This is a genomic window from Alkalicoccus urumqiensis, from assembly GCF_002993335.1.
Taxonomy (GTDB): domain Bacteria; phylum Bacillota; class Bacilli; order Bacillales; family Salisediminibacteriaceae; genus Alkalicoccus; species Alkalicoccus urumqiensis.
The window spans coordinates 69,608-92,681 of record NZ_PVNS01000010.1 but is presented as its reverse complement, the minus strand read 5'-3'; the positions used below and the strand labels follow the sequence as shown (position 1 = coordinate 92,681).

The 23,074-nt window shown below is 50.4% G+C and carries 28 protein-coding genes and 1 pseudogene; 13 read left to right on the top strand and 16 right to left on the bottom strand.

The window, feature by feature from the left end; genetic code table 11:
* Nucleotides 1–22: 22 nt before the first annotated feature.
* Nucleotides 23–1,087 carry an HD-GYP domain-containing protein gene (locus C6I21_RS11465; RefSeq protein WP_105959621.1) on the bottom strand — a complete coding sequence of 355 codons (1,065 nt, stop codon included), beginning with the start codon at nt 1,085–1,087 and terminating at the stop codon, nt 23–25.
* Between the two features lie 160 nt (nt 1,088–1,247).
* Here C6I21_RS11465 and deoD point away from each other — a divergent pair, with 160 nt between their 5' ends.
* Both deoD and C6I21_RS11455 read left to right on the top strand, forming a co-directional pair.
* Nucleotides 1,248–1,961, top strand: a complete 714-nt coding sequence (gene deoD, locus C6I21_RS11460) for a purine-nucleoside phosphorylase (protein WP_105959620.1) — start codon at nt 1,248–1,250, stop codon at nt 1,959–1,961.
* A 49-nt stretch (nt 1,962–2,010) separates the two neighbouring features.
* Nucleotides 2,011–2,835 carry an aldo/keto reductase gene (locus C6I21_RS11455; protein WP_105959619.1) on the top strand — a complete coding sequence of 275 codons (825 nt, stop codon included), beginning with the start codon at nt 2,011–2,013 and terminating at the stop codon, nt 2,833–2,835.
* A gap of 46 nt (nt 2,836–2,881) precedes the next feature.
* Here C6I21_RS11455 and C6I21_RS16210 read toward each other — a convergent pair whose 3' ends face one another.
* A complete protein-coding gene (locus C6I21_RS16210; protein WP_181186224.1) occupies nt 2,882–3,085 on the bottom strand; it encodes a hypothetical protein in 204 nt (67 codons plus the stop codon).
* A 162-nt stretch (nt 3,086–3,247) separates the two neighbouring features.
* On the opposite strand from C6I21_RS16210, the gene C6I21_RS16570 reads away from it, so the two are divergent.
* Nucleotides 3,248–3,418, top strand: coding sequence for a hypothetical protein (locus C6I21_RS16570; protein WP_181186223.1), 171 nt, complete (start codon nt 3,248–3,250; stop codon nt 3,416–3,418).
* Nucleotides 3,419–3,504: 86 nt separating this feature from the next.
* Here the strand turns inward: C6I21_RS16570 and dapF are convergent, their stop codons facing one another.
* The gene (dapF, locus tag C6I21_RS11445) at nt 3,505–4,464 is read right to left on the bottom strand and encodes a diaminopimelate epimerase (RefSeq protein WP_181186222.1); all 960 of its coding nucleotides are present in this window, start codon (nt 4,462–4,464) and stop codon (nt 3,505–3,507) included.
* 53 nt (nt 4,465–4,517) lie between these two features.
* Entirely contained in the window at nt 4,518–6,230 is a 1,713-nt protein-coding gene (locus tag C6I21_RS11440; protein WP_105959616.1) for a methyl-accepting chemotaxis protein, read from the bottom strand.
* 208 nt (nt 6,231–6,438) lie between these two features.
* On the opposite strand from C6I21_RS11440, the gene C6I21_RS11435 reads away from it, so the two are divergent.
* Both C6I21_RS11435 and C6I21_RS11430 read left to right on the top strand, forming a co-directional pair.
* A complete protein-coding gene (locus C6I21_RS11435; protein WP_245411621.1) occupies nt 6,439–7,191 on the top strand; it encodes an amidohydrolase family protein in 753 nt (250 codons plus the stop codon).
* Nucleotides 7,192–7,560, top strand: coding sequence for a VOC family protein (locus tag C6I21_RS11430; RefSeq protein WP_105959614.1), 369 nt, complete (start codon nt 7,192–7,194; stop codon nt 7,558–7,560).
* Nucleotides 7,561–7,626: 66 nt separating this feature from the next.
* Here C6I21_RS11430 and C6I21_RS11425 read toward each other — a convergent pair whose 3' ends face one another.
* The gene (locus tag C6I21_RS11425) at nt 7,627–8,613 is read right to left on the bottom strand and encodes an aldo/keto reductase (protein ID WP_105959613.1); all 987 of its coding nucleotides are present in this window, start codon (nt 8,611–8,613) and stop codon (nt 7,627–7,629) included.
* A 204-nt stretch (nt 8,614–8,817) separates the two neighbouring features.
* Between C6I21_RS11425 and C6I21_RS11420 the strand changes: the two genes are divergently transcribed.
* On the top strand, nt 8,818–9,495 hold the full coding sequence (locus tag C6I21_RS11420) for a DUF4352 domain-containing protein (RefSeq protein WP_105959612.1): 678 nt from the start codon (nt 8,818–8,820) through the stop codon (nt 9,493–9,495).
* Nucleotides 9,496–9,809: 314 nt separating this feature from the next.
* Entirely contained in the window at nt 9,810–9,962 is a 153-nt protein-coding gene (locus C6I21_RS16565; protein ID WP_181186221.1) for a hypothetical protein, read from the top strand.
* A 32-nt stretch (nt 9,963–9,994) separates the two neighbouring features.
* Here the strand turns inward: C6I21_RS16565 and C6I21_RS11415 are convergent, their stop codons facing one another.
* Nucleotides 9,995–10,363 (bottom strand): hypothetical protein, encoded by a 369-nt coding sequence (locus C6I21_RS11415; protein WP_105959611.1) that lies wholly within the window; start codon nt 10,361–10,363, stop codon nt 9,995–9,997.
* Between the two features lie 67 nt (nt 10,364–10,430).
* On the opposite strand from C6I21_RS11415, the gene C6I21_RS11410 reads away from it, so the two are divergent.
* Nucleotides 10,431–10,778: a hypothetical protein gene (locus tag C6I21_RS11410; RefSeq protein ID WP_105959610.1), complete on the top strand. Its 348-nt coding sequence runs from the start codon at nt 10,431–10,433 to the stop codon at nt 10,776–10,778.
* Here the strand turns inward: C6I21_RS11410 and C6I21_RS16560 are convergent.
* A complete protein-coding gene (locus tag C6I21_RS16560; RefSeq protein WP_181186220.1) occupies nt 10,747–10,920 on the bottom strand; it encodes a hypothetical protein in 174 nt (57 codons plus the stop codon). The two genes, C6I21_RS11410 and C6I21_RS16560, sit on opposite strands and share 32 nt — an antisense overlap.
* Nucleotides 10,921–11,151: 231 nt before the next feature.
* Between C6I21_RS16560 and C6I21_RS11405 the strand changes: the two genes are divergently transcribed.
* Complete coding sequence (locus C6I21_RS11405; RefSeq protein ID WP_105959609.1) at nt 11,152–12,291, top strand: NAD(P)/FAD-dependent oxidoreductase; 1,140 nt, start codon at nt 11,152–11,154, stop codon at nt 12,289–12,291.
* A 16-nt stretch (nt 12,292–12,307) separates the two neighbouring features.
* On the opposite strand, the gene C6I21_RS11400 is transcribed toward C6I21_RS11405, so the two are convergent.
* Nucleotides 12,308–12,535 carry a hypothetical protein gene (locus C6I21_RS11400; protein ID WP_142393258.1) on the bottom strand — a complete coding sequence of 76 codons (228 nt, stop codon included), beginning with the start codon at nt 12,533–12,535 and terminating at the stop codon, nt 12,308–12,310.
* Nucleotides 12,536–12,651: 116 nt separating this feature from the next.
* Between C6I21_RS11400 and C6I21_RS11395 the strand changes: the two genes are divergently transcribed.
* Nucleotides 12,652–13,188, top strand: coding sequence for a DUF4256 domain-containing protein (locus C6I21_RS11395; RefSeq protein WP_245411620.1), 537 nt, complete (start codon nt 12,652–12,654; stop codon nt 13,186–13,188).
* Between the two features lie 18 nt (nt 13,189–13,206).
* Here the strand turns inward: C6I21_RS11395 and C6I21_RS11390 are convergent, their stop codons facing one another.
* The 7 genes and pseudogenes from C6I21_RS11390 to C6I21_RS11370 form a co-directional block, all read right to left on the bottom strand.
* Nucleotides 13,207–14,430: an MFS transporter gene (locus C6I21_RS11390; RefSeq protein ID WP_105959606.1), complete on the bottom strand. Its 1,224-nt coding sequence runs from the start codon at nt 14,428–14,430 to the stop codon at nt 13,207–13,209.
* Between the two features lie 103 nt (nt 14,431–14,533).
* The gene (locus tag C6I21_RS11385) at nt 14,534–14,944 is read right to left on the bottom strand and encodes a hypothetical protein (protein ID WP_105959605.1); all 411 of its coding nucleotides are present in this window, start codon (nt 14,942–14,944) and stop codon (nt 14,534–14,536) included.
* A gap of 101 nt (nt 14,945–15,045) precedes the next feature.
* Entirely contained in the window at nt 15,046–15,585 is a 540-nt protein-coding gene (locus C6I21_RS16900; RefSeq protein WP_425352505.1) for a methyl-accepting chemotaxis protein, read from the bottom strand.
* A gap of 231 nt (nt 15,586–15,816) precedes the next feature.
* A pseudogene (locus C6I21_RS16895) lies at nt 15,817–16,356 on the bottom strand (protoglobin domain-containing protein); the annotation flags it as partial.
* Nucleotides 16,357–16,464: 108 nt separating this feature from the next.
* Nucleotides 16,465–17,001 carry a thermonuclease family protein gene (locus C6I21_RS11375; RefSeq protein ID WP_105959603.1) on the bottom strand — a complete coding sequence of 179 codons (537 nt, stop codon included), beginning with the start codon at nt 16,999–17,001 and terminating at the stop codon, nt 16,465–16,467.
* Between the two features lie 79 nt (nt 17,002–17,080).
* The gene (locus C6I21_RS16555; protein ID WP_181186219.1) at nt 17,081–17,221 is read right to left on the bottom strand and encodes a hypothetical protein; all 141 of its coding nucleotides are present in this window, start codon (nt 17,219–17,221) and stop codon (nt 17,081–17,083) included.
* Between the two features lie 216 nt (nt 17,222–17,437).
* A complete protein-coding gene (locus C6I21_RS11370; protein ID WP_245411619.1) occupies nt 17,438–18,382 on the bottom strand; it encodes a metal ABC transporter substrate-binding protein in 945 nt (314 codons plus the stop codon).
* Nucleotides 18,383–18,549: 167 nt separating this feature from the next.
* On the opposite strand from C6I21_RS11370, the gene C6I21_RS11365 reads away from it, so the two are divergent.
* Nucleotides 18,550–18,843: a TIGR04104 family putative zinc finger protein gene (locus tag C6I21_RS11365; RefSeq protein ID WP_105959602.1), complete on the top strand. Its 294-nt coding sequence runs from the start codon at nt 18,550–18,552 to the stop codon at nt 18,841–18,843.
* Between the two features lie 20 nt (nt 18,844–18,863).
* The gene (locus tag C6I21_RS11360; RefSeq protein ID WP_105959601.1) at nt 18,864–19,214 is read left to right on the top strand and encodes a hypothetical protein; all 351 of its coding nucleotides are present in this window, start codon (nt 18,864–18,866) and stop codon (nt 19,212–19,214) included.
* A gap of 120 nt (nt 19,215–19,334) precedes the next feature.
* Here the strand turns inward: C6I21_RS11360 and C6I21_RS11355 are convergent, their stop codons facing one another.
* A complete protein-coding gene (locus C6I21_RS11355; protein ID WP_105959600.1) occupies nt 19,335–21,005 on the bottom strand; it encodes an alpha-glucosidase in 1,671 nt (556 codons plus the stop codon).
* Between the two features lie 132 nt (nt 21,006–21,137).
* Here C6I21_RS11355 and C6I21_RS11350 point away from each other — a divergent pair, with 132 nt between their 5' ends.
* Nucleotides 21,138–23,057 (top strand): S9 family peptidase, encoded by a 1,920-nt coding sequence (locus C6I21_RS11350; protein WP_105959599.1) that lies wholly within the window; start codon nt 21,138–21,140, stop codon nt 23,055–23,057.
* Nucleotides 23,058–23,074: the final 17 nt, after the last annotated feature.

Sequence of the window (23,074 nt, the reverse complement as noted above, 5' to 3'; positions counted from 1 at the left end):
ACCCCCGTGATGGGAGTGCCTGCTATTGTTTTTCCACGATATCCAATATGCGGAGGTCTGCTTCATCCTTCAGATTGATAATCGTCGTGCCGGAAAGAATAACCGGCGACTCGATCGCTTCCATCGGAATCCGGAGGATATGCCCGGTTCTGCCGTCAGACAGCAGCACATCCGCCCCTACGTAGGCTTTCAGCATATGGGAGACAAACGGATAGCCGAAAACACCGCAGAGCCTGCCGCTGTATAACTCGTCGGCTATCAGCTGCAGCGCAGAAAGCGGGGACCGCCGCTGCTGATACGGCCGGTCTGATGAAACAGCGTCATACACGTCTGCCACCCCGGTTATACGGGCAGCAGGCGGCAGATCTTTTGCTTTCCGGCCGAACGGATAGCCGGATCCATCCAGTCGTTCATGATGCAGCAGCGTGCCGTCCAGGATAAGGGAAGAATAGCCTTTCGGCTCTAATAATTCCACACCATACTCCGGGTGGCGCTTAATTTCTGCGAATTCTTCATCGGTCAGCGATCCTTTTTTCTGAATGATGTGTTTTGGAATACGGAGTTTTCCGATATCATGAAGCAGCCCGGCACGGCCGAATTCCAGAACATCTTCTTCATTGTAGCCGTTAATCCTGGCAATGAGCGCGCACCAGAGGCCGACATGAATGCTGTGGCGGTACGTGTACATATCATGGCCGCGGATCTGCTGAAGAACCAGGTAGACGCGCTGGTGGCTCAATGCATCCTGAACGAGTGTGTCAAAACTTTTGACAGTCTCTTCCGCATCGGGCGTCTCCCCTCTCCCGACCTCCTCAAAAAGCGTTTCGAGTGAAGAAAAAACAGTCTGGTAGTGCGTACTGAACAACGGTGCTTCTTCATGAAATTTCCACTCCAGCTGATCGCTCATCGGAGACCAGCCTTCCACCCGCACCTGATTGATTCCGTGTTTTAATAGTAATTCCAGATGTCTTGCGTGCAGAATAGTACCTGACCGGAGCAGGACGGTACCGCCTGCGGAAACGATATCTTCTGCCAGTGAACGGTCAAGCACCTGTACGGCACCATAGCGGATGTCACACACTTCCATAGTCGCGTTCCCTCATTTCCACGATTCTACCAATTAGTATACCTCATTTTTCCGTTCCCTGCCAGAATGGAAGCGCCTCCCTTTTGATTCCCTATCCCGGTTGTGATAAATTAGCGTTACAGGTGCTTTCTGCCTAGTTGACGAAAAGGAGCTGGATACAATGAGTGTACATATTGGAGCCAATCAAGGAGATATTGCAGAAGCGATTCTGCTTCCAGGAGATCCGCTGCGCGCACAGTATATCGCAGAAAACTTTCTGGAGGATGCGGTAAAATATAACGATGTCCGCGGCATGTACGGGTTTACAGGCACGTACAAAGGAAAGCGCGTATCGGTACAGGGCACCGGCATGGGCGTTCCGTCCATTTCTATTTACGCGCATGAACTGATTAATGAGTTCGGTGTGAAAAAGCTGATCCGTGTCGGCACGTGCGGAGCTATTCAAAAAGACGTGAAAGTACGCGACGTCATCCTCGGTATGAGTGCCACGACGAATTCCGGCGTGAATCAGCATGAGTTCAAGGGAATTGATTTCGCCCCGACCGCTGACTTCTCTCTCTTGAAAAAAGCGTATGACGGCGCTGTGGCACAGGGATTGTCTGTGAACGTCGGCAACGTCTTCACAAGCGACATTTTCTACAATGAAGACAAAGACCTGATCCCGATGCTCGCGCGTCACCAGGTGCTTGCAGTTGAAATGGAATCTTCCGCCCTGTACACGCTCGCGGCAAGATTCGGCGTGCAGGCGCTGTCGGTATTGACGGTCAGTGACCATATCATTACAGGCGAAGAGACTTCTTCCCAGGAGCGCCAGGAAACGTTCAACGAGATGGTTCACGTGGCTCTTGCTGCAGCAGTTGCAGACGACGTTTGATCCTTTTACCTGCAGGGAATAGGCAAACCGACGAAGGAGGGTTTTGAATATGGATTATGTAACGCTGAATAACGGAGTGAAAATGCCGCAGCTGGGCTTTGGAGTCTGGCAGGTCGGCGATGATGAAGCAACAGAAGCGGTAAAAGAGGCGGTAAAAGCCGGTTACCGCTCGATTGACACAGCCATGATATATAAAAACGAAAACGGGGTCGGCCGCGCGCTGAAAGAAGTGGACGTTCCGCGTGAAGATCTTTTCATCACAACAAAGGTGTGGAACTCCGACCAGGGGTATGACAACACACTCCGGGCGTTTGATGAATCACTTGAGCGGCTCGGTCTCGATTACGTAGACCTCTACCTGATCCACTGGCCGACGCCGGAATTCGATGATTACGTTGAGACGTTTAAAGCGATGGAGAAACTCTATCATGACGGAAAAGTGAAAGCGATCGGTGTGTGCAACTTTGACGCTGATCATCTCCAGCGCCTGCTGGATGAGTGTGACGTAAAGCCGGTGCTGAACCAGGTGGAGTGCCATCCATTTCTCGCACAGGATGAACTGAAGACGTTCTGTCATGAGAATGACATTTATGTCGAGGCATGGAGTCCTCTGATGCAGGGCGGCGAAGTGCTGAATCACCCGGTCGTGAAGAATATTGCTGACGACCACGGTAAAACCGGTGCCCAGGTTATTCTCCGCTGGCACCTGCAGAATAAAACGATCGTCATTCCAAAGTCCGTGACACCGTCCCGGATTAAAGAAAACATCGATGTTTTTGATTTCGAACTTACAGACGACGAGATGGAAATCATCCACAACCTCGACCGCGGTATCCGCAAAGGACCGAAACCGGCCGAAATGAATAAACGCTGACAGCGATGAAAAAGGCAGCCGGGAAAAGCTCCCGGCTGCCTTTTTCTCACGATCTGTTTTTCTGTTCCTTTCCGCGTGTATCCACAGTTCCGCGGTGCAGCTCCAGCAGCAGGTAAAAAATCCCGCCGAGGAGAGCATTCATAATGATATCCGGGTGGAAAAATAATTCGATGCCTGCCTGCTCCTGATAAATCAGAAACGTCAGCAGCGCCGGAACAAACATAAATAACAATAGACTGTAATGCATCACTGGCTCCTTTCTACTGCACTATTCCTTCCAGAATTATACCAAAAAAAAAAAAAAACGAAAGGAAGAACCGCTTTGCCTATTAGTAACTGGGGACGAACAGCTTCGATACTGCTGATCCTTTTTCTATCCGCAGGATTCTTTATAATCATACTTCCGCTCGGAATGCCTGAGGTCGTACAGGCAGCCCTTCTCACGCTTCTTTCGTCCGGCGGTTTCGCCACCGCTTTTGCAGCCTGGTATGCTGACGGGAAAAGCATGTACCTCGTTGCCGGAACGGCGGGGAGTGCTTTACTTCTTGCAGCAGCCGTTCTTCTATTCTCCCCATTCATATAATCCGGTTCCGCTTGTACAGATTTCCCTGCAAAAAACTGCCTGCAGGGCCCGGGGCCGCACAGACAGTTTCGGTCGTTTGTATGGAATTACCGCTGCCTTGAAGCTGAAGCAGCGGACACCATACGGCTGTAAGCATCCTGCTCGTCTTCAAATTCTTCATAGTGAATGAGTTCCGCCCTGCCGTCTTCATGAAAAAGTACCGTGCCGGCCCCTTCTACGGTGGCGTTCCCACGGAGACGGATGCGCCAGCTCCTTTCTTCCCCGAGCACAACGGTCTGCACCATCCCGCCGCGGTTAATAACCGTGATGACGTCCCCGGCAGGAACATGCCCATGCAGCACTGCTGTCAGTGTAGAGGCAGACATCGCCGTTCCGCACGCATTCGTCAGGCCGACACCGCGTTCATAGGTACGTACAAAAATCGTGTGATCATCAAGAATTTGAACGAAGCTGACATTCGTGCCGTTAGGCATCAGCTCCGAAGCTTCATTCGCTCTCCGGCCGACTTCCTCTACTTCCTCATCATCGACCGCATCGACAATGGTGACGAGATGCGGATTCGGTACGCTCAGCGCTGTAAACCGGCGCTCACTTTTCAGTTCTGGAAGTACCTCCCCGCGTACATCTTTCTCCCGGTTGATCGGTACCTCCTGCGGCACAAGGGAGACCGGCTCAATCGCTACTTCATACGTTTGGACACCATCGAACACATCCGGAACTTTGGCACAGTTCAGATCGGCTTTCATCGTCTCCATGACGAGCTCTTCCCGGCCCAATTTTTCAGCGGCATAACGTGCTGCACAGCGCAGACCGTTGCCGCACATTTCTGCTTCACTGCCGTCGCTGTTGAACATGCGCATCTGTGCGTCCCCCGACGTGCTCGGCAGAACAGCAAGAAGCCCATCTGAGCCGATGGCACCGTCCCGGCGGGAAAGCTCCCGGGAAATATCCCGGAGCTGCTCTTCCGAAAGCGCTGTGCCTTCCATTTCATCAATTAATACAAAATCATTCTTCGACCCATGCACTTTTATAAATTCCAGCTGCACGAACAGACACCCCTCTCATTTCTTCTCCATTAATCATAGAGGGTGGGCCTGTTCTATGCAACACCTTCCCCTTTTTCGAAATGGAATGTGTTCATTTCCTCCTGAAGACGGTCTGCCATGTAGCTGAGCCTTTCCGCGGAAGCATGCACTTCTTCCATCGAAGCAAGCTGCTCTTCAGCGGAAGCGGCAATATTCTGCGTATGCCCGGCGGTCGTTTCCGCCACAGCCTCTGTCGAAGACACAGCCTCCCGTCCTTTCTGCACTCTATTTTCCATTTGACCGACCGCTTCCGTGACATCCTGCACGGCACTGTTTGTCTGCTCAATTTTCCTCCGGATCCGCTCGAAACTTCCCCCTGCTTCTTCGACGGCAGCTGCTCCGGAAGCAACCGTGCTTCGATTTTGAGCCATTTCTTTTTCAGATTCAGAAATAACTGCCCTGATATCCTCAATCATCGTCTCGATTTCCCCCGCAGAGGCACTCGACTGTTCTGCAAGCTTTCGTACTTCTTCTGCCACTACGGCAAATCCTTTTCCATGCTCGCCGGCCCGGGCAGCTTCAATGGCCGCATTTAATGCCAGGAGGTTCGTCTGTTCCGAAACCGACGTGATCATTTGTATAATTTCCCCGATACTGCTCGATTTTTCCACCAAAGCCTCAAGCTTTCCTTCCAGCACTTCGGTCTGATGCTGAACCTGCTCCATCTCTTTGACGCTCCGATGAATGACTTCGGTCCCCTTCCCTGCTTCGTTTTTCATCTCATCAGCCGTCGTGTTCATGTCACTGATCCGGCTTGCCATCGTTTTTAGATGCTGTTCGGTATCCGTCATCATTTCTGATGTATCTTTTGTAAAATGAAGCTGCTTCTCCGAATCTCCAGCCACCGTCTGAATCGCCTCCGCAATCGCATTCGTCGCATCACTCGTTTCGCTGGAGCTTGCAGACAGCTGAGCAGATGAAGAAGCGACTTCCGAGGAAGCTTCGCTTACCTTGCCGAGAAGCCGCTGCAGCTGCTCTCTCATTTGATGATACGATTCTGCCACGACCCCAATCTCATCTTTCGTTTCCACCGGCAGTTCCTTTGTGAAATCTCCGCGTCCCGCCGCTTCCATTACACTGCTCAGTCCTTTCAGACGTCGTTTTAACGAACGCATAAAGAAGTAAGTCACCAGTGCCGCTGCGAGAAAAACGCCTGCGAGAACGAGAAGAAATACTGTCATTATAGAAGTGACCGTTTCCTGAACCTGTCCTTCCGATGCCCCGACATACCAGATGCCGATAATATCCCCTGCTTCATTTTCCAGTGGACGATAGGCGGTCTGATAAGGAGTTCCGACGACATCTGCTTCTCCGTAGAACGTCTCCCCCTGATTCAGCACCACTTCAGCCACTTCGTCAGAAACCTGTGTACCTACTGCTCGTTCTCCTTCTACTTCAACATTTGTCGCGACTCGTGTATCCTGCTGGAAAACGGTTACGGTTCCGTCAATCCAGCTGCCGATTTCATCGATTAACTCGAAATTCTCATTCAGCCGGATATCCCCTTTATACAGCTCCCCATTTTGCACCTGCCACTCCCCGTCCAGTGCTTCATCCAGGTAGGCGTATGTAGTGGCCAGATCCCCGGCTGCTTTCTCAGCAGCCTGAGATTTGATGCCTTCCGTCACCTGAACATACACAACCAGGGCAAGCAGTCCTGCTGTCACTGTCAGAATAGAGAATACGAGCATATTGATTTTTCCGGTAATACTCCATTTGCTTCCCACGTGAAAATCCCCCTAAAGAAATACGTCTTTAGATAGTTTAATGCACAGATAGTCTTAAAGTAAATCCTATATTTAGGAATAACGATGTGTTTATAAAAAAGTCCCAAATAAATAACTCCATTTCTTAGAACACTTGTCTGCTCCATTTTATTTACATATTATGGTATAATTTATATAGATGATAACGATCTCTGAAAGGAGAAAAATCATGTTCGATGCTCATTTCCACATCATCGATCCCAGGTTTCCGCTGCAGCTGAATCAAGGCTACCTGCCCCCTGCGTTCACAGCTGCAGCTTATCAACAGAAGGCGTCCAGACTCGGTATAACCGGAGGCGTCTGTGTATCCGGCTCTTTTCAGGGAACCGACACATCCTATCTTGTGGAAGCGCTGAAAACACTCGGTCCTGCTTACTGCGGAGTGGCGGAACTGCCGGAAAACTATACAGCCGAAGAGATCCTGAAGCTTCATGAAAACGGCGTCCGCGGACATAGAATAAACCTGCACCGGGGTGGAAAAAAGGATCTGCAGACGATAAAACGTACAGCAGAATTTGTATATGATGTCTGCGGATGGCATACGGAGTTTTATATCTCTTCTGCTTCACTGCCTCCACTTTTCGATTTTCTCCGGGATCTGCCTGCAGTAACGATCGATCATCTCGGACTGACGCAGGAGGGTTTTTGTTCACTCCTTTCACTTGCGGAGACAGGCGTCCGTGTGAAGGCCAGCGGTTTCGGCAGACTGAACATGAACCCGGCTGCTGCGATGAGAGACATTTACGAAAGGCATCCTGATGTATTGATGTTCGGAACGGATCTGCCGTCCACGAGAGCACCGAGACCATTTCATAAGGACGACGTGCGGCTGATCGAAACGTCTTTTTCGCCGGAAGCGTCGAAAAAGATTTTAAAGAAGAATGCAGAGATGTGGTATGGAATGAAGAGAGGAGTGTTGTAAATGATCCGTGGGATTCATCATGTACAAATTACGATATCGCCGGGGAAGGAAAAGGAAGCGGAAGCGTTTTATTGTGACATACTTAGGTTGAAGAAAGTGGAGAAACCGAAGGCGCTGCAGGGCAGGGGCGGCTTCTGGCTTGCTGCCGGGGAGCTGGAGATTCACGTCGGCACAGAGGACGGTGTAGACCGGTATGCAACGAAAGGACATGTAGCGTATGAAGTAACGGACCTGGAAGGATGGCAGGATCGGCTTGAGAAAGCCGGAACGACCGTGATCTCTTCCGTTCCGATTCCAGGATTTGACCGGTTTGAGTGCCGCGACCCGTTTGGGAACCGCCTGGAGCTGATTCAGCCCCGGAAGGACTAGATTCCGCTTTGCTTTACGCACAGAAAAAAGGAGGCTCCAGCGCACCGGTGCCTCCTTTCTCAGTCTTTACTTTTTCCGGTCCAATACGTCCCAGGCCGTTTCCGAAATGAGATCAAGCTCTTTTTGATGCAGTTCAAAGTTCATGCTGTGCGCATTTGCTTCCGCCTGCTCCACCCTCGAAGCTCCGGGAATAACGAAAAACTGCTCCTGGTGGAAATGGATCATCCAATTGAGGACGATTTCAGACACGCTGACCTGATATTGATCGGCGTAATGCTCGAGCACATCGATGAGGGGCTGGGAACGTTCGAGTCCTTCTTTCTTAAACCATCCAAGCCATTTCCGCGGTCCTTTTGATAATTTAATCCGGTCCGGATCGTGGTGGAACTTCCCTGTTAACAGACCTTGTTCAAGCGGCGAGTAAGCAATTATGGCGATGCTCCGCTTCCGGGCTTCTTCGAGCAGACCGTTTGTTTCAATGCTTCGGTCCAGCAGGCTGTATTTCACCTGGTTGGACGCGAGCGGGATATCGTATTCGGCCAGAACATCGTGCGCTTCGATCATCTTTTTTACGCTGAAATTACTGACACCGACAGCACCGATGTGACCATCACGGTAAAGTTTTGCCATTTTCTCCATCTGGCGCCGCACGCTGGAATAAGAGAACGGCTGATGTATTTGATAGAGGCTGATCGGCCGCTGATTCAGCGCGTCCTTCCGCGCTTCAATCGTGTTTACCAGTGAATCCGCATTCCGGAGCATCGGCCACCATTTTGTCGCGATAAGCGCGTCTTCAAAAGGGACGTCCAGCTTGTCCAGTGAGGCTGCAAGCGCCTGTTCCGATGCCCCTTTGCCGTAGACCTCTGCTGTGTCAAACCAGTTGATGCCGCCTTCCAATGACGTTTTCACGATCGATGTCATTGTTTCGTCCTCGATGCTGTCCCAATATTTCCCAACAGCTCCCTGGCCTTTACTGAACTGCCAGCAGCCGAGTCCGACCGGGGACAGACGAATGCCTGTTTTCCCCAGTTCACGATAATACCCTTTCTCCATAACCGACCCCTCCTCCTATGTACTTCTACCTCTATACCCTCCGGCAGATGAGGGGAAACACGTCTTCCTTCCAGCTTCTTCCGGTACTTAATCCCGATATTTTATAAATAAAAGACCTAATACTTATAGACAAACCTTCACACGTTTGTTTTACTATTAATATGGTATATAAAACCATTTATATTATATTAAGGGGGATTACTAATGAAAAAGTTACTTAAATGGGGTCTTTATGCATTTTTAGGACTCATAGCCTTAGCAGTCGTGGCTGCTATCGTAGGTGATGAAGAAACACAAGAAACAGCGGAAGATACTTCTGCAGCTGAAGAGACAGTAGAAGATTCAAACAGTAATTTGGAAGAGCCTGAGGAGTCCGCTGAATCTGATAATACTACTTCACCTGACGAGAATTCGGAGAACACAAATGAAGGAACGAATAATGCAGAGGAATCTAATGCAGTAGAATCTGTGGGTGTTGGTGAGCCGGCAGAAATTAACGATGTTGCATTTACAGTAAATAGTGTTGAAGAAGCCGAAGAACTTGGTGGCGGCGAGTTTATGGATCCTGCTACTACTTCAGGTAAATTTGTTATCCTGGATGTTACAGTATCGAACGATCGAGATGAAGCATTGACGATTGATTCCTCGTTTTTTAAACTGTATTCTTCTGAAGGAGCAGAATATGAACCAGCTCGAAGTGGAGAAGTAATAATGGCGATGACAGATGAAGACGATTTCTTTTTAGAACAAGTAAATCCCGGACTGGAAAAGTCAGGGAAAGTAGTATTTGAAACAGGGGCAGATGTAGATGTAGAAAGTTCAATTATGCAGGGGCAGACTGGCTTTTGGGGTACAGAAACGGTTGAAATTAATTTACAGTAGTTCTTAAAGCACATTAGTGAAAATGCTTCTACTGGGTGACTTGAACCAGTAGAAGCATTCTTTACATCTGGATATTCTTTCAACGAAAAATACGCTTAGTTTCCGAAAAGCGGTGCAAGCAGGAACATACCGACAAGCAGCCCGATCACGAAAATAAGGATGTAGTCGATGCGCATAGGTGCCTCCTTTCTGAATTATAGAGTTCTTATGTATTTCGCCACTGCTATCCTGGTTCCAATCTTTCCCTATACTGTATTGACATCGTCTGCCTTTTTCCGGCATGATAGTCTTACGACAATACGCACAGGAAAGGAATGATGGCTGTGTCTCTTAAATCGTTTTTATACAAGGCGCTCCGTATTTCCAATGACATTAATGCGGTCCGCCGCGGCCGGGTCGGCCGCCGTGTTGGACGACGGGTAACCGGGAAAGCGACAGGAAAAATGATGCGGAAACTATTTAAGTGAACATGTCCTTCCGGAAGCTGCTTTCCGGAGGGTTATTTTTTTGTCAGCACTTCATTTCCCGGTACGTGATACACCGGGTTACTGGAAGCATTTTCTGTATCCACTTCTGAATACACGCTCCAATCGCTCACTGCCTCCTCCCCCTCCAGAACGATTACTTTCCATTCCTCCCCGGTCTCGGGAGTCCACGATTCCGTCCCTCTCACGTCAGTACGCTGAAACGATTCGCTGCTTATCGTGTAAGGAGGCAGAATCGTTATTTCCTGCCCCTCTCCGGTTTTCATACAGCTGAGATGCAGCGTATTGTCCATCCACTCTGCTGAAGCGGCCTGACTCATCTGCTCCGGACGTGAACAGCCGATCAGCAGAACAGCGCCGCTTATGATACATAATTTTTTCAACTTTTTACCACCTTCCTGAAACTACTTTTCTAAGTATACGTAGATGGTAAAAAGGAGGTTTCAGCGCATGGTACAACTTAAGCGGCAGGCAGCATGGATTGTCCCTGCTTTTTTCCTGCTCATTCTGCTCGATGAACAGTACCAGCTGCCCTGGCTCTGGGTGCTCTTAAGTGCCGTTCTTGCTGCATCGGCGGCTGCAGCACTTCTTGGAAAGGAGCTTATTCCAAGCGATACATACAGCTTCTCCATCGGGGCTTTTCTCACCGGCGCCTGTCTCGGAATTCTCACCACCGGCGGAAGTATGACGCTTCTGGATGGGATCCGGGCAGTTTTTCTTCTTTGCTGGCTCTACTATATGGTACAGGGCTTAAAAAATCGTACATCTAAAAAAGCAGCTGAAAGAAGTAGGGTATAAGCGTGGCCAGCACAGCAATAATGGGTCCTACGACAAAAACACCGATGAGAAACGAGCGGATAATCAAGTTAAAAATGCTGCTTACCGTGGCTTTTTCTTCTTTCTCTTCCAGCGCTTCGACCGCATGTCTGAGTTTTCTCACTTCCTCAAGAAGCTTTTTGTTCCGTCTGGGAGTCCATCATCTTCCTCCTCGGCTCTTTTCAGCACAGCTTATCGAATATTCCTTAATTTGTAAATTACACGTCTTTACTCCCATGCCGATCGATGACAGGAAAGCATCCTGCGGGCAGGACATTTGTTTCTCTTATCCCGGCAGAGGTAAACTGAAAGTGTCCATCGTCTCTTGGCAGCAGGAAAATCCTCATGTAAAGGAATGAGACAGATGTTTGACTTTCTAATCATCGGGGGAGGCGTGGTAGGTACAGCACTCGCACGCCGGCTCTCCCACATGAAAGGCCGCACCGCCCTTCTGGAAAAAGGCTCACGCCTCTCCGGCGTACAGTCCACCCACAACAGCGCACTCGTCCACCCTCCTGCCATGATGCCGCCGGATAAAGGGACCCTTAAATCAACACTCGGCAGGGAAGGCAGTATGCTCCACCGGAAGCTTGCAGACGCTTTTGACGTTCCCGTTTTTCAAAACGGCGCGATCGTTACAGCACGGTCACCGGAAGAATTCAGCGGCCTCCAGCATCTTCAGAAAGCTGGTGAAAAAGAAGGCATTCACACGATGAAACTGCTCCAAAAAGAGGAGCTTGCCGCACTGGAACCGAATCTTCATCCTTCGCTTCATGGAGGACTTTTAATGCCGGAGGCGATGAGTGCAGATACGGCGCTTTTAACGAGCCGTCTCGCAGCCAATGCGGAAAAAAATGGGGCCCGGATTTTCATGAATGCGGATGTTGCCGCCATTCGAAACGCCGGATCAGTATTTGACGTGGAAACAGCCGATGGCAGGCAGTTTCAAAGCCGCTTTGTCATCAATGCTGCAGGCGCCGCCTCCGCCAGGATTGCTTCGCTGATCGAAAACGAGCTTCCGTTTACTCCTGTCCCGCGGCGGGGGGAATATATTGTACTCGGAAAAGCGGCGGAAGGTTTTATGCATCATATTATCTATCCCCTCCCGACAAAAGTCACGAAAGGTATTCTAATCATCCCGCAGCCGGACGGCACGATCCGTCTCGGCCCGACGGATACAAAACAGACGATGTTTCATCATGCCCTTCCGACAGAAGCAGGTATACGTGAGATAAAAGAAGAAGTCAGCCGCCTTGCGCAGAATATCCCCTATGAACACACGGAAAGATATTACGCCGGTGTAAGATCCAGTCTGGCAGATCTGGACTTTTATATTCAGCCTTCCCGATCACACAAACGGCTGATTCATTTAGCCGGTCTCGACTCTCCCGGTGTCACGGCTTCCCCCGCCATTGCAGAATATGTCGCAGGGAGCCTTTTACCAAAGATCGAAACAATCGAAGAGAAAGCAGCTCCGGACCGCTTCGGATATTAAAAAACACGTATCAGCTTTATCGCTGATACGTGTTTTCTGTTTCCCTGAATGTCCGGTAGATTGTATACACAAATGCAGCTGCATAGATAAGCCACAATACCGGCAGATATGGTTTTATTTTTTCGGCTCTGGATGCCCCGATGCCTGCGCCCAGAAGGACAAGCGCCGTTTTCCACACTGCAAAATCCACCACCGAAAACTCCTTCACTCCCTGCATAATGCGGCCTACGAAGTTTTTCATCATGCTCCCTCCTCCCGCTTTCGTTTCTACTCTATACCCGTTTCCGATAGACCCAACCAGGAAGAAGGAACTTTTTCCACATTCCTCGAATAATGGTAGGGAGACAAGGAGGAGATACTATGACGAATGAGGAACTGACAGCCATATTACAAAAGCGATTTGAAGAAAACAACCACCGCCATCCAGCGCTTGAATGGAGCGGAATCGAGGCCCGGATCGCCGCAGACTCCCGTGCAGCGGAGGTACTCCGGGAAATGGAAGCGACCGGCGGAGAGCCGGATGTGTTGCAGTTTGATCCTGATAAAGAAACATATCTATTCGTCGATTTCGCCAGGGAAACGCCAAAAGGACGCCGGAGTGTCTGCTACGACGACACGGCGCTTGAAGCGCGGAAAAAATACAAGCCTAAAACGAGCGCACTTACTCAGGCAGAACAAATCGGTATTCAGCTTCTCGATGAGGATCTTTACCGTCAGCTGCAGGAGGTGGAGCCGGTGGATATGAAAACATCCAGCTGGATTCTCACACCACAGCCGATCCGTGAAAAAGGTGGTGCACTTTTCGGCGACCGCCGATACGATCAGGTGTTTATCTATCATAACGGAGCTGATTCCTATTTCGGAGCGCGCGGTTTCCGTGGATTCATCGAAATCTAACGACGTGCAGCCATCTGCTCAATCGATCTTTCGAAACCCCGGACTTTTCCAGATCAGCAGTAGACCGAGAAGCAGTCCGCTGGATGCAGCAGCAGTCAGGATGAATGAAATCGGCAGAGAGAGAGCAACAAGCAGGGCAATCAAACCGAAGGCAATTGGTTCGAATCCGCCTGCTGCCAGGGAAATAATACTCATCACCCGGCCGAGCTTATCTTTGTCCGTATTCTCCTGCACCATTGTCACTGCAGGCAGGTAGACGAACATCGCCATAAAACCAGTGAGCGCCGTCAAGATAATCATGATCGGCAGTGATTCGGCAAAGCTGAATAAAAGAAACAGGCTGAAACTGGCGGTTAAAGAGAGGAACACGAGCCGTCCACGCCGCTTCTGCAGGTTCCAGATTACGAGAATGACGCTTGCGAGAAATGTGCCGGCTGCAAGCCCACCTTCAAACAGACTGAGTTCAAACGGCGATCCACCTAATGACTGAACGAGAATCGGGAAGCTTATGATAAGCGGCCCGATCATAAACAAGTTAATGATGACGATCGTATACGTACCGGTGCGGTGGACATCCGAGTCCCAGACATACCGAAGTCCTTCTTTTAAATCCGCCATCGCCGTTCCCGGCGCTTTCCGTTCCGGCTTTTTATCACCGATGAAAGGTGGAAAAACGAGCACCGTGGAGACAGCGATTAATACTGCGGAAGCAGTAAATGTGAGCGTGAAATCACCCACGGTTAAAAGAATACCTGCAAGAAGCGGACCGGCGATAAACATTAACTCCGTGGACCCCTGAAACAGCGAGTTTGCCCGCTGCAGTTCAGCATCCCGGACAATAGTCGGAATCATCGACGAGACCGCCGGAAAGAAAAAGGCATCGAGAAAACCAAAAATGAGTGCGATCAAAATCAGTGTGAAGGCAGTCAGCGATCCAGTGGAAAATAATACAATCATCGCCACCATAACAAGCACCTGACAGGCATTGGTGACAAACATGATCAAGGATTTTTTGATTTTATCTGCCAGAATCCCTCCGTAAATCATCATAATGACCCGCGGGATGGAGACGGCCATCAGAACAATCCCCAGCAGGGCCTCCTGCTGCAGTTCATCCACGACAAACCACGAGACAGACAGAAAGAAGACGGAAAATCCGAGCATGACGGTCAATCCGGAAAACCAGACGAGCAGAAACGCCCGGTTTCTTAGTAATGTCGGCTGTGTTTCTGCAGTGTCCACCCTTCCACGCTCCTCTCCTTCGTCAAGTCTCCCCACTTCCAAAGCCGCTTGAAAAAGCGCCTGCAGAGAGTGGCTCTACAGACGCTGAAACCGTGCTGAACAGTCATTTGTCTTTCTTCTTTTTTCCAAAAGGAATATCATTCTGCGCAGCAAAACGGCCTGCTTCCGCCTCGATTCCTTCCGGCTGGAAGCGGGCCAGGCGGAGATTTACTCCCTTATACGTATGAACCTTCACCAGCCGGACCGTCCAGCTGGCACGCTCGATGGAGATGGAACGAATGTCCTCCGGTTTTTTCACCGTTTGGAACAGGCGGAAACGCCAAAGAAAGGTGGAAAAAGTAAGCTTGTTCCGCTCGATGGTGCACGTATAACGTACGAATAATACGAGAATCAGCATTACGATGACCGCAGTCTGAAGAGGTGTCCATCCTATCATATCACTGAACAGCTGCGGCAGCAGCTGAATAGTGAGAAGCAGGATCACCGGAATCCTTGGTACCTGTGCAGAAAACAATACAACCCCTCCAACTGGACGCTGAATGTGCGTTATTTTCTCTCAGTCTACCATAAACCATTTTCTTCCACACGTCGTTTCCGTACATTTCATCGATCGTCCTAGCCTGCAGACATCGTCTGCCCCTTCAATAGCAGCTGATTGGAAACGTTGGATAAGTTCGTCGTCGAGTCGGCGAGCTCACGGACGGATGAAACAATTTGATCCACTTCCTCTTTGTTCGACTGAAAATGACTGCTGTAGCTTTCCATTTCATCCCGGACACTGGAAAAACTCGACTTAACATTTACCATATTTTCGTCGGATTCCGCCGTGGCCCGGTTCATCGTCTGAAGCGAGGTGACGAGCTGATCCGTATTGGTCGTGCTTTCCAGAGCGAGAGCAATAATCGACTGCGTGATTGTCTTCGAATTTTCGGCCAGTTTTCGCACTTCATCTGCGACGACAGCAAATCCTTTTCCGGCTTCACCGGCACGTGCCGCTTCGATGGATGCATTCAGTGCAAGAAGATTCGTCTGTTCTGCAATATTTTCGATCTGGCCTGTCATTTCAGAAATGCTTTTTGAGATGCGCTGCATCTCCTCCACCATACCGGTGCCGGCATTAACCTGTTCGCGGAGCACGCCGAAAGAGGCGGTCATCTTTTCAATATTCTCGCCGCTCTGCTTCGTGAGCGCCAGAACATTTTGACTCCGCTCCATTGTGCTTCCGGTAGCCGCTCCCATCTTTTCCGCCCGCGAAGCCGTTTCTCCGAGTGATGCTTCGTTTTCATCCACCATCGCTGCAAGTTCCTGACTAAGAGCACCGAGCTCCTGCTGAAGATTCTGCTGCTCCTGATGAATGGCATTTAGTTCGTCCATTTTACTGTTCAGATATGTTTCTACAACGAGCTGGGAGTCAAAATTCATCACGTCAGTAATAGATACCAGAATATCGGAGAGCTTCTCTGCATCATTAATATAGAGAGAAACGACCTGCGGGATAAGCAGGCTGTTGAAAGCCTGATAGGTGGCGAGAAACCAGGCAACCGGCAGTTCTGCGCCTTTATGTGTTGCACCGATCCGCTGCCGCACCTGAACATATTTTTCATCGATGGTGCCTTCAAACAGCGTCGTCAGGTACATAGCAAACACACCTTTCAGCCTTTCCCGGGTGGAATGCTCCTCTGCGATCTGACGAAGTTCTTCGACGGTGTAAACGTGTTCAAGAACTGTATCGAGAAAATCGTCCTTAATCTCAAGTATGTACGGCTTCACTTCCTGAAGCAGTGCAAGCTTTTCTTTCGTTACATTCATGTAGCGCAGCCGCTCCGTAAGCTGACTGCTCTCCAGACGGATCCGGCTTCCTTCTGCATAAGCCAGTGCAGGTTCATAACGAGTAACAGGGGCGGGGCGGAACGAAAATATTCCCATCATTCATGTCTCCTTCTAATTCTTTTTACTTAGTTTTATTATACCCCATTTTTTAAAAATACACTCACACCTAAGAAAAAAGAATCAGCATTCCCGAATTACTGGATATTATTCCCACATACCTATTTTCAGTTCCTTCGCTTTCTGCTCGACCTCATTGAGCTCTCTTTCATAGCGGTCGTCCGGCGGATACACGTTCATCTCAGCGAAACCGAGGGCCAGCAGCAGTTCCTGATACATTGTGCCATCTTCCAGATACACGTACGCAAGCGTCCGGCCATATGGATCCACCGGCGTTTCATCCGGCTCCAGATAGACTGTTTCACCAAGAAGTGTTTCCTCTGCGAACCGGGATGCTTCGTCTCCCCAGGACTCGGGCTTGCAGGAAGGCGGATCATGGGCGTGGCATATCTCCGGCGCATCAATCATGTAGGGTCGGATTCGTTCTTCCCCGCTTCCTTCGATAACCGCATCAAACGTATCGCCGTCTACGATATGTGTAACTACAGCCGTACGAACCTCCTCCTGCTCCATCCGCTCTTCATATGTATTCAGCTCAAAAGGCGGTTCGTAGCTGCGTTTTTCCTCCTCTCCGCTTTGACACCCTGTCAGAATGACAGCAGCGAGAATGATTCTTCCGTTCATGCACTTCGACCTCCATTCATTCTGCGGTGCACAAAACGGGCTTTCCTCTATGTGAGAAAAGCCCGTTTCCTAAGCGTTATCAGCAGCAGTCGGATGCTCCGTTATTCATAACGAGGCCGCCGCCGTCGTCCGTCTGCTGAAATGCAAGCTCCAGTTCTTTTGTGTGTTCGTGAACGTGTTTATCAAACGCTACTTTCACACCGTTTACTTCTTCAATCACATCATCTTCTGCCGGCGCATCCAGCGCCAGTCCCAGCTGGGGGCCTCCTCAGCCCATACCTGCTGCGAAAATTTTGATGTTGCCTGCATTGTGCTCCTGCATCAGTTCTTCAATATACCCTTTTGCCTGATTCGTGATCTGCATTCTCTCACCCCGTTTTTCTAAGTTCTCGAATCGTATTGTATCAGGTTCTCCAGAGGAACACAATCGGACTGCTTACTCTGCTGCAAGTCCCTCCGCGAACGTTTCCGCGTTGTGACGGATCATGTCCAGATACGTTTCTGCACCGGAACCTTCCTGGCCGACCGCATCGGTGTACACCTCACCGGCAATTTCGACGTCTGAGCTGTCCGCGACGGACTCCATGAACCGGGGGTCTACTGTTGTTTCAACAAATACAGCCGGCACTTCCCGCTCCCGGATCAAATCAATCGTGCGGTTAATCTGTCCTGTTGTCCCTTCTTCATGGGAGTTCAGTTCCCAGATGCCTGCTGTTTCCATCTCATATTGCTCCCCAAAATATTTGAACGCGTTCTCCGTGACGACAATCAGACGACGCTCCTCCGGCAGCTCTGCAAACATTTCTTCAATGTCTGCATCCAGAGCGCTGATTTCTTCCAGGTAGGCTTCCGCGTTTGCTTCATATGTTTCTGCACCTTCCGGATCCCGCTCACTTAAATCGTCCCGGATGTTTTCCACGTACGTTTCGACGTTGGCCGGGTTCAGCCAGACATGCGGGTCTACTTCCGAATCACTGCCTTCCAGATAGATCGGTTCGACTCCTTGTGTCACCTCGACGATTTCCGTATCCGACGTATTTTCCACCATCCGTTCGATCCATTCTTCTAAATTCATGCCATTTGTATAGAAAACATCGGCATCAGAGACGAGTTGAAAATTGCTCGGTACCGGTTCGTACTCATGGGGCTCCTCACCGATCGGTACGACGTAATCCACGGTTCCACGCTCTCCCATCACTTCCGCTGTTATATCTGCGAGGACAGAGAAACTGACGGCGACAGACAAACCGTCTTCTGTCCCGGCTCCGCTTTCCGTCTCTGAATCGTTGCTGCTTTCTGTTTCGTTATCTGCTTCCGGACGGTCTTCCATGCCACAGGCTGCAAGAAAAAATACCGTACTTCCTAACCAAAGCCGCTTCACATCTCATCTTCCTCTCTTTTGACCAACGTAATAATTGTTTCCTCCGGGAAACATTTTTGTTATAGCCCATATTATAAGTGCCTCCACATCATTTGTAAAGAATGAAACGATTTTTCCGCTGATTCGTAACAAAAGACAGCTTATTTACAAAGGAGGAGGAAATAGGTATGCCGACTTGTCCATACTGCTGTACAACGTGGTCCTACAAAGAAACATGGAAAGCGATGTGGTCGTTTCATAAGCTGAAATGTCCGCACTGCGGGGAAAAATCGTTTCATTCCAGAAAATCCCGCCTCAAAACCGGATCCGCCTCCATGTATGGTGCACTTTTCCCTCTTGTCAGTATTATTCCCGTTACACTGCTTTTGACCGGCCCGCTTTTCTTTCTCGGTGTAGTCGTCGTTTTTGCCTATATGCCGAAATTAATCGAACTGAGCCGCGAAGAAGAACCTCTCATTTAGAGTAAAAGGAGGTAAATAGAATGACCGGTGCTGTTCTGCTGCTGATCGTCTTTTTTCTTATTCACGTCCTTTTTCAGAATTGGTATGTTACCTCCATGAATGTTCCACTGCGGGACGATCAACAGGTGCTCTCTTCATTCGTCTGGAAAGTAGACAGACTCCTTTCATTCTCCTTATTTGCATCAGTTATCGTGATCATTCAGGCTTTTTCGTCTTTTTACGTGTGGATGTTTTCTGCCCTCAGCCTGATCCTTTTCCTCCGCGCACTGTTTCTCTTCCACGCTTCGCCCCGGTCCGTAAACTGGAAATTCCGGGCTGCTTCCGCTGTCTGGTACAGCCTGGGAGCTTTTGTGTACATAGGGTTGTTTTGATTTCTTCTACGATACAAACAAGAAAAAACTGCGGCCGGTATGCTTATACCAGCCGCAGCTTTTTCGCAGAAAGCGGTTCCTGCCTTTACTTTTTTCCTTCTTTTTGACACTGCGTTCTTCTTAATTCTGCTCCAGGAACACGACCGCTTCATACGGGCGGAGCGTCAGCTGATTTCCGTCCCGCAGCGTGTCACTGTAGTTTCGGATGAGTACTTCCCCGGCTTCTGCCGGTACGGCTGCTTCCTGATCGGAAAAACTGCAGTAGACCGTCAGCCGTTCGCCGTCGAGAACACGTTCATAGGCGAAGACATCCGGGTGATCTTCGAGCAGTACATCGAAGGATCCGTACACGATCACGTCGTGTGTGTGACGAAGATGAATGAGCCGGCGGTAAAAATGGTAGACCGAATTCGGATCTGCCACGGCGCTCTGCGCGTTAATCTCCTCAAAATTTGGATTCACCGCAAGCCACGGCTCACCGTCCGTAAAGCCGGCGTGTTTCTCTGCATTCCACTGCATCGGGGTGCGGGCATTGTCGCGGCCTTTGACATAAATCTGCTCCATCAGCTGTTCGTGCGGCACCCCTTCATTCCGCATCTCTGCATACATGTTCCGCGTTTCAATATCCTGATAGCTTTCAATCGAATGAAAGCGGACATTGGTCATGCCGAGCTCCTCCCCCTGATAAACATATGGGGTGCCGCGCATCATATGCAGCAGCACAGCCAGCATTTTCGCAGAGCGGACGCGGTGCCTGCCGCTGTCATTGCCGAACCGCGATACCATACGAGGCTGGTCATGGTTGTTTAAATAGAGGCTGTTCCAGCCCTCTTTTTCCAGCGCCTTCTGCCATTTTACGAGATTGTCGCGGAGCGCCGGCATGGAAAACGGGCGGAGGTCCCATTTTCCTCCGGGTCCTGAATCCAGATCCACATGCTCGAACTGGAACACCATGTCCAGCTCCTGCCTGTCCGGACTCGTATAACGGATGGCTTCTTTCTCATCCACGCCGGGCATTTCCCCGACCGTCATGACGTCGCGCCCTTTCAGCACACGCTCATGCATCTCATGCATAAATTCATGAATTCTCGGTCCGTTCATGAAATGCTCACCGCCGAAAACGACAGGCATGTTATCCGGATTAGCCGCATCCGGCAGTTCCGGCTCTTTGGAGATGAAATTAATGACATCCATGCGGAAACCGTCGACACCCTGATCCAGCCACCAGGTCATCATGTCGTAGACTTCATTTCGGACCTGTTCGTTTTCCCAGTTTAAGTCCGGCTGCTTTTTCGAAAAAATATGCAGGTAATACTCCCCGGTTTTCTCGTCAAACTCCCAGGCCGGACCGCTGAACGCCGAGGCCCAGTTATTCGGGGCCGAACCGTCCGCACGAGCCGGGCGCCAGATATAGTAATCGCGGTAGGGGTTCTCTCTGCTTGAACGGGATTCCACAAACCACGGATGTTCATCGGAGGAATGGTTGACGACGAGATCCATCACGAGCTTCATGCCGCGGCGGTGAATTTCCTCTGTCATCTTCTTCCAGTCTTCCATCGTACCGAATTCGTCCATAATCTCCCGGTAGTTGCGGATGTCATAGCCATTGTCGTCATTCGGCGAATCATACACCGGACTCAGCCAGATGACATCGATGCCGAGTTCTTTTAAGTAATCGAGTTTTTCGATAATACCAGGAATGTCACCGATCCCGTCTCCGTTGCTGTCATTGAAACTGCGGGGATAAACCTGATAGACGACGCTCTCTTTCCACCAACGCTTCTGCTCCATGACTCTGCCTCCTTCATTCAACTACCGCTCAGAATAGCACAGCTTCTGCCTTACTACAATTCCCAGCTGTTTATTTCGAATTACGAAGAATTCTGCTACGATAGAAGAATGACAAGGAAAGGATGATACCGTATGCAAAAAACTGCTGTAACGAAACAGGATTTAACGAGCTATCACCTGCTCCAGCATCCTGCTTACTCGCCTGATGGAACCAGGTTTGCTTTTATCCGCCGAAGAATTGAAGACGATGGCTACTCCAGCCAGCTATTCGTTCAGGAGGAAGGGGAGCTGCTTCCGCGGCAGTGGACGTTCGGTTCCGGCGAAGCGGCCTCTCCTGCTTTTTCTCCGGACGGCAAATGGATTGCCTACACGTATAAAAAGGACGGGAAACCGCAGCTGTACCGGATTCCGGTACACGGCGGGGAAGCTGAAAAACTGACGGATCTGCCCGGGGGCTGCTCCGCTCCGTTCTGGCATCCCGATTCCGGCAGTGTCCTGTTCACCACTTCTGTCGTACCGGACACCGGCGAAATGGACGACCGGGAAGAAACCGACCCTCTCGTTATTACGTCCGTCCGGCATAAATCGGATGCCGCCGGCTTTTTAACCAATGATCGGCGCCAGCTCGCCCGCTATGATTTTGCTGCGGCTTCTCCTACGATTCTAACTCAGTCCGACCACGATTTAACGCTTATGGACTGGAATGGAACATCGATTCTCTATCTCGCCAATAGAGAAGACGCGCCGCGTGTCGGGCAGGACGTTTACCTCTATCATCCAGAAGAGGAGAAAGAAGAGCTGCTTCTCCGCGGAGGCTTCTCCGGAGCGTCGTTTTCGCCGGATGGCCGGTCCGTGGCTGCCACCGGATCGGATCAGGCGTTTGACGGGGCCACGCAGGATGATATCTGGCTGGTGGATCTTCAGACGCAGCAGTCGATAAATTTGACGGCAGAAGTCGATATGCCGTTCAGCGATGCGATGATTGCCGATGTGCAGCCGGTCGGCGGTTCAACGCCTGTGTGGGCACCTGACAGCCGCTCTGTATTCGTTCGTGCGAGTCACCACGGGGAGACGAATGTTTACCAGATTCCGCTCGAGGGGCCGATGGAGCCTGTGACAACGGGAGCGCACCATGTTTTTTCCCATGTGGTGAATCCATCATCCGGACAACTCACGTGCGGTATCGCTTCTCCTGTGCATCCGGGTGAATGGTACGATGTGGAAAATGGACGTCCTGAGGCGAAAACGGACTTTCACAGCCGTTATGTGGAAGAAACGGAACTGGCAGAGCCGACAGAACACTGGGTGGAACGGGATGACGGCACACTGGTCCACGGATGGCTTCTGTCAAACGGTACTTCCGGGCGGCCGGGCATTCTGGAAATCCACGGTGGTCCGCATGCAATGTACGGTGCGGCATTTTTCCATGAACTGCAGCTGCTGGCTGCAGAAGGGTATGCGGTGTTTTATGCCAATCCAAGAGGAAGCCACGGCTATGGCCAGGCTTTTGTCAATGCGGTAAGAGGAGACTACGGAGGAGAGGACTATCAGGATCTGATGGCGTTTACCGACAGTATTCTCCGTGAACATCCGTGGGTGGATGCGTCCCGTCTCGGTGTGACGGGTGGAAGCTACGGCGGTTTTATGACTAATTGGATCACAGCGCACACCGACCGGTTTAAAGCAGCTGCGACGCTACGCTGTATTTCCAACTGGACGAGTTTTTACGGCGTCAGTGACATCGGCTGGTTCTTTACCGACTGGGAAATCGGAACGACGTTTCTGGAGGATCCGGATACACTCTGGCATCATTCTCCGCTGAAATATGTCCGGCAGATAAAAACGCCGATGCTCATACTGCACGGTGAGCAGGACCTGCGCTGCCCGATTGAACAGGCGGAACAGCTCTTTACTGCATTGAAAATGGATGGACGGGATGTGCGGTTCGTCCGCTTTCCGAAAGCGAACCACGAGCTGTCAAGAAGCGGCCCGCCGGCCCTGCGCCGCGCCCGGCTGCGTGAACTGACAGACTGGTTTACGGAAAAACTGTAACGGTTAAAAAGAAGCAG

Excerpts from the sequence above, each read along its gene's own strand:
- C6I21_RS11465 (WP_105959621.1), bottom strand. The coding sequence starts at position 1,087 with ATGGAAGTGTGTGACATCCGCTATGGTGCCGTACAGGTGCTTGACCGT.
- deoD (WP_105959620.1), top strand. The coding sequence starts at position 1,248 with ATGAGTGTACATATTGGAGCCAATCAAGGAGATATTGCAGAAGCGATT.
- C6I21_RS11455 (WP_105959619.1), top strand. The coding sequence starts at position 2,011 with ATGGATTATGTAACGCTGAATAACGGAGTGAAAATGCCGCAGCTGGGC.
- C6I21_RS16570 (WP_181186223.1), top strand. The coding sequence starts at position 3,248 with ATGCCTGAGGTCGTACAGGCAGCCCTTCTCACGCTTCTTTCGTCCGGC.
- C6I21_RS11435 (WP_245411621.1), top strand. The coding sequence starts at position 6,439 with ATGTTCGATGCTCATTTCCACATCATCGATCCCAGGTTTCCGCTGCAG.
- C6I21_RS11430 (WP_105959614.1), top strand. The coding sequence starts at position 7,192 with ATGATCCGTGGGATTCATCATGTACAAATTACGATATCGCCGGGGAAG.
- C6I21_RS11425 (WP_105959613.1), bottom strand. The coding sequence starts at position 8,613 with ATGGAGAAAGGGTATTATCGTGAACTGGGGAAAACAGGCATTCGTCTG.
- C6I21_RS11420 (WP_105959612.1), top strand. The coding sequence starts at position 8,818 with ATGAAAAAGTTACTTAAATGGGGTCTTTATGCATTTTTAGGACTCATA.
- C6I21_RS16565 (WP_181186221.1), top strand. The coding sequence starts at position 9,810 with ATGATGGCTGTGTCTCTTAAATCGTTTTTATACAAGGCGCTCCGTATT.
- C6I21_RS11410 (WP_105959610.1), top strand. The coding sequence starts at position 10,431 with ATGGTACAACTTAAGCGGCAGGCAGCATGGATTGTCCCTGCTTTTTTC.
- C6I21_RS11405 (WP_105959609.1), top strand. The coding sequence starts at position 11,152 with ATGAGACAGATGTTTGACTTTCTAATCATCGGGGGAGGCGTGGTAGGT.
- C6I21_RS11400 (WP_142393258.1), bottom strand. The coding sequence starts at position 12,535 with ATGATGAAAAACTTCGTAGGCCGCATTATGCAGGGAGTGAAGGAGTTT.
- C6I21_RS11395 (WP_245411620.1), top strand. The coding sequence starts at position 12,652 with ATGACGAATGAGGAACTGACAGCCATATTACAAAAGCGATTTGAAGAA.
- C6I21_RS16900 (WP_425352505.1), bottom strand. The coding sequence starts at position 15,585 with ATGACCGCCTCTTTCGGCGTGCTCCGCGAACAGGTTAATGCCGGCACC.
- C6I21_RS11375 (WP_105959603.1), bottom strand. The coding sequence starts at position 17,001 with ATGAACGGAAGAATCATTCTCGCTGCTGTCATTCTGACAGGGTGTCAA.
- C6I21_RS11365 (WP_105959602.1), top strand. The coding sequence starts at position 18,550 with ATGCCGACTTGTCCATACTGCTGTACAACGTGGTCCTACAAAGAAACA.
- C6I21_RS11360 (WP_105959601.1), top strand. The coding sequence starts at position 18,864 with ATGACCGGTGCTGTTCTGCTGCTGATCGTCTTTTTTCTTATTCACGTC.
- C6I21_RS11355 (WP_105959600.1), bottom strand. The coding sequence starts at position 21,005 with ATGGAGCAGAAGCGTTGGTGGAAAGAGAGCGTCGTCTATCAGGTTTAT.
- C6I21_RS11350 (WP_105959599.1), top strand. The coding sequence starts at position 21,138 with ATGCAAAAAACTGCTGTAACGAAACAGGATTTAACGAGCTATCACCTG.